Source organism: Candidatus Streptomyces philanthi, assembly GCF_059553635.1.
On record NZ_JCANQV010000413.1, the window covers coordinates 1 to 3,973 of the forward strand.

The 3,973-nt window shown below is 74.2% G+C and carries 5 protein-coding genes; all 5 read left to right on the forward strand.

The genetic code is table 11. The features are described from left to right. A partial coding sequence (locus tag AC51EU_RS28030; protein ID WP_496269888.1) for an ACP S-malonyltransferase occupies positions 1-534 on the forward strand: 534 nt, incomplete at its 5' end. Positions 535-724: 190 nt separating this feature from the next. Next, positions 725-952 carry an acyl carrier protein gene (locus tag AC51EU_RS28035; RefSeq protein ID WP_496269892.1) on the forward strand — a complete coding sequence of 76 codons (228 nt, stop codon included), beginning with the start codon at positions 725-727 and terminating at the stop codon, positions 950-952. Between the two features lie 48 nt (positions 953-1,000). Further along, positions 1,001-2,269: a beta-ketoacyl-[acyl-carrier-protein] synthase family protein gene (locus AC51EU_RS28040; protein ID WP_496269889.1), complete on the forward strand. Its 1,269-nt coding sequence runs from the start codon at positions 1,001-1,003 to the stop codon at positions 2,267-2,269. Continuing rightward, positions 2,263-3,399: a beta-ketoacyl-[acyl-carrier-protein] synthase family protein gene (locus AC51EU_RS28045; protein ID WP_496269890.1), complete on the forward strand. Its 1,137-nt coding sequence runs from the start codon at positions 2,263-2,265 to the stop codon at positions 3,397-3,399. Before AC51EU_RS28040 ends, AC51EU_RS28045 begins: the two co-directional genes overlap by 7 nt. Next, the coding region (locus tag AC51EU_RS28050; RefSeq protein ID WP_496269891.1) for a beta-ketoacyl synthase N-terminal-like domain-containing protein at positions 3,396-3,973 on the forward strand (578 nt) is incomplete at its 3' end. The genes AC51EU_RS28045 and AC51EU_RS28050, both read left to right, overlap by 4 nt.

The following is a 3,973-nucleotide window of genomic DNA, read 5'->3' on the forward strand; positions in this document are numbered from 1 at the left end:
GACGGCACCATGGGCGTCCTCGTCGGCGCCCCGCTGCCCGAAGTCACGGACCTCGTACGGCGCTTGGGCGAGGAGGGCCACCGGCTGTGGGTGGCGAACGTCAACGCCCCGGGCCAGGTGGTCGTCTCGGGCACCGCCGAGGGCGTCGCCGCGGCCGAGGCGGCGGCCCCGGGCGCGGGCGCCAAGCTGATCCGGATACCGGTCGGCGGCGCCTTCCACACCCCGCTCATGGAGCCCGCCGCCGGGCCGCTGCGCGAGGCGCTGGCCGGCGTCCGGTTCGCGCCGGAGCATCCGCCGGTGGTCGCCAACGCGGACGCCGCGCCGCACACCGGAGCGGACGACTGGCCCGGCCTCGTCGTGCGCCAACTCACCTCGCCCGTCCTGTGGGAGGACTCCGTCCGCACCCTCACCGGCCCGCTCGGCTGCCGCCGGCTGATCGAGATCGGCCCCGGCCGGACCCTGTGCGGACTGGCCCGCCGTATCGTCCCCGAGGTCCCGGCGAGCGCCTTCGACGCCCCGCCGGCCGCGGCCTGACCGGACGGGCCCCGCGCCCCCCGGCCGCGGGCCCCCTCGCGCACCGCCCCCGGCTACAGCTTGTTGCAGCGCTCCTTGTCCGCCCGCCGCCGGGCCCGTAGAAATTGGCACAGGTACCGCCGATATGAATTTTCGGCAGGGAATTCGGGTTAAGGGGAATGCTGTGACCGATACGCTCCGGACCTCTCGCATGGAGAAGATCAAGGAAATCGTCTGCGACATCCTGGAGATCGAAGAGGACGAGGTGACGGAGGTCAGCCTCTTCAAGGAGGACCACAGCGCCGACTCCCTGCGGGCCATCGAGATCCTCGCCGGTCTGGAAAAGGAATTCGGCATCGTCATCAACCAGTCCGAACTTCCCCGCATGGTGAACCTGGCCGGGGTGTACGAGGTCGTCGCCGAATCGGCCGGCTGGTAATCGGGAAAAGGCCGCGGGCCGGTGGGTGACGGAGTGAAGGGGAGAGGGATGTCGGCAGCGGCAGGCACGGCCGGCCCCGGCACGGGACGGCCGCACCGGGTCGTCCTCACGGGGCTCGGCGTGGTCTCCAGCATCGGGACGGGGGCCGCCGAGTTCTTGGCGGGACTGCGCGAGGGCCGCAGCGGCGTCCGCCCCATCTCGGTGTTCGACACCGAGGGGTTCGGGCACGCCAACGGCTGCGAGGTGCCGGAGTTCGACCCCCGCGCCTGGGTGCGCAACCTGGACGTGGACGACCTCGGCCGGGCGGCCCAGTTCTCGGTAGCCGCGGCCCGGATGGCGCTCAAGGACGCGGGGCTCGACGACGTCGATCTGCGCGACCGGCGCGGCATGGTGTCGATCGGCACCACCGACGGCGAGTCGTACGACCTCGACCAGCTCGTCGGCACCGACCTCGCCGACGGCCCCGCGGCCTACGACCCGGCAGCCGCCCGGCGCGTCCCCGCCGGCCGGCTGTCGGTGGCCATCGCCCAGGAACTGCGGCTCGCCGACGCCGAGGCCGTCACCGTCCCGACGGCCTGCGCCGCGGGCAACTACGCCATCGGCTACGGCTACGACGCCGTCAGCTCCGGCGAGGCCGCCTACGCCCTGTGCGGCGGCGCCGACGCGATGTGCCGCAAGACCTTCACCGGCTTCTACCGGCTGGGCACCATCGCCCCCGAGCGCTGCCAGCCGTTCGACGCCGACCGCAAGGGCATCCTCACCGGCGAGGGCGCCGGCGTCCTGCTGCTGGAACAGCTGGAGTCGGCGCTCGCCCGCGGCGCGCACATCTACGCCGAGGTCCTGGGCTACGGCCTCAACTGCGACGCCGACCACCCGGTGGCACCCAACCGGGCCAGCGTCGCCCGCTGCATGGAACTGGCCCTGGAGAACGCCGGGGTCAAGGCCGACGAGGTCGATCTGATCTCCGCGCACGGCACCGGCACCCGCGCCAACGACGTCACCGAGGCCGGCGCCATCCGCGAGGTGTTCGGCGGCCGCCCGCCCCGCACCGTCTCGATGAAATCGATGCTCGGGCACAGCATGGGCGCCGCCAGCGCGCTGGGCGCCATCGGCTGCGCCCTGGCCATCGCCCACCGTTTCGTCCCACCGACCATCAACCACGTGGCCACCGACCCGGAGTGCGACGTCGACTGCGTGCCGAACGAGGCCGTCGAGGCCGACCTGCGGGTCGTGCAGAACAACGGCCTGGCCTTCGGCGGCAACAACGCCGTCCTGCTGCTCGGCCGCTACGACGCGGAACAGGAGCGCGCATGCTGAGCCGTCCCATCGCCGGGATGGGAGCCGTCGCCAGCATCGGCTCCACGGCCGGCGAACTCTTCGAGGGCCTGTGCGCGGGCCGCTCCGGCCGCGCCCCGCTCCGCGGCTTCCAGGCCGACAGGTTCCGCGCACAGCACGCTTACGAGGTCGACGACCGGCCCGCGCCCGGCCAGGACGTCCCGGCCCGCGCCACCCGGCTGCTGACCGCCGCCATCGCCGAGGCCCTGGCCGACGCCGGGCTCGGCGAGGACCTGGCCGGTGTCCCGGTGCTCATCGGCACCGGACTGCGCGAACTGCGCACCGCCGAACTGTGGTGGCGCGGCGACGCCCCGCTGGACGCCACCGGACTGCACTTCGGTACGGCACTGCGGGAACGCTTCGGCGCCGACGACACCCACACCTTCTCCGGCGCCTGCTCCGCCTCCCTCTACGCCCTGGCGCTCGGCTGCGACCTGCTCGGCCAGGAGGGCACCGACACCGTCGTCGTGGCGGGCGTCGATGTCCTCACCGAGTCCATGCACGGCCTGCTCGAACGCGTCCACCCGGCGCCGCCGGACCGCGTACGGCCCTTCGACCGCAACCGCACCGGGGTGCTGATGGGCGACGGTGCCGCCGCCGTCGTCCTGCGCCGCGAGTCCACCGGCGCCCCGGAGCGGGGCCGGGTGCGCGGCGTCGCCGTCAACTGCGACGCCCACCACGTCACCGCCCCCTCCCCGGAGGGGATCGCCGAGGCGATGCGCGAGGCCCACCGGCTCGCCGGTGTCGGCCCCGGTGACATCGACCTGGTGATGCTCCACGGCACCGGCACCCTCCTCAACGACGAGGCCGAGGCCACCGCCCTCGCCGACGTCCTCGGCGACCACGCCGGGCGGCCGCTGATGACCGCCGTGAAGTCCATGACCGGGCACACCTCCGGCGCCTCCGGCCTGATCAACCTGGTCGCCGGGGTCACCGCCCTGAACGAGGGGCGGGTACCGCCGACCGCCGGCCTGGAGGACCCGGTGGAGGAGGCCGCGGGCTTCCGCTTCGTCACCGGCGGACCGGCCACCGCGCCGCTGTCCGTCGCCCAGCTCAACGCATTCGGCTTCGGCGGCGTCAACGCCGTCGCGATCATAGAGGCGGCACGATGAACACCTCGACGGTGGTGACCGGGGCCGCCGTGCTCCTCCCCGGCGCCGACACCCTCGCGGACCTGGTCGCCGGCCCCGCCGCCGGCGCGCCGCCGGTCGACCCGGCGCAGCTCGTCGGCCGCAAGGGCCTGCGCTACAAGGACCGCGCCACCCGCCTCGGCTACTGCCTGGCCGTCGCCGCCCTGCGCGACGCCGCGCTGCTCGCCGACGACGGGACGCCCCACTCCGGCCACGGCACCGGAACCGTCGTCAGCTCCAACTTCGGCAACCTGTCCACCGTCACCCGGGCCCTGGACACCCTGCGCGCCGAGACGGTCACCGGCACCAGCCCCATGGACCTGCCCAACGCGTCCAGCAACGTCATCGCCTCCTCCGTCGCGATCCGCTACGGGCTGCGCGGCCCCAACATCATGGTGTGCAACGGCGAGACCTCGGGCCTGGACGCGGTGCGCTGGGCGGCGCTCGCCCTCGCGGCCGGCCGCGCCGAGCGGATGCTGGTGATCGGCGTCGAGCCCGACGAGGACGTCGTCCGCCGGCTGCTGGACGGCGCGCACACCGTCGACGGCGGCGCCGC

What these genes read in the sequence shown, in the direction of transcription:
- AC51EU_RS28035 (WP_496269892.1), top strand. Translation starts at nt 725, where the DNA reads ATGGAGAAGATCAAGGAAATCGTCTGCGACATCCTGGAGATCGAAGAG.
- AC51EU_RS28040 (WP_496269889.1), top strand. Translation starts at nt 1,001, where the DNA reads ATGTCGGCAGCGGCAGGCACGGCCGGCCCCGGCACGGGACGGCCGCAC.
- AC51EU_RS28045 (WP_496269890.1), top strand. Translation starts at nt 2,263, where the DNA reads ATGCTGAGCCGTCCCATCGCCGGGATGGGAGCCGTCGCCAGCATCGGC.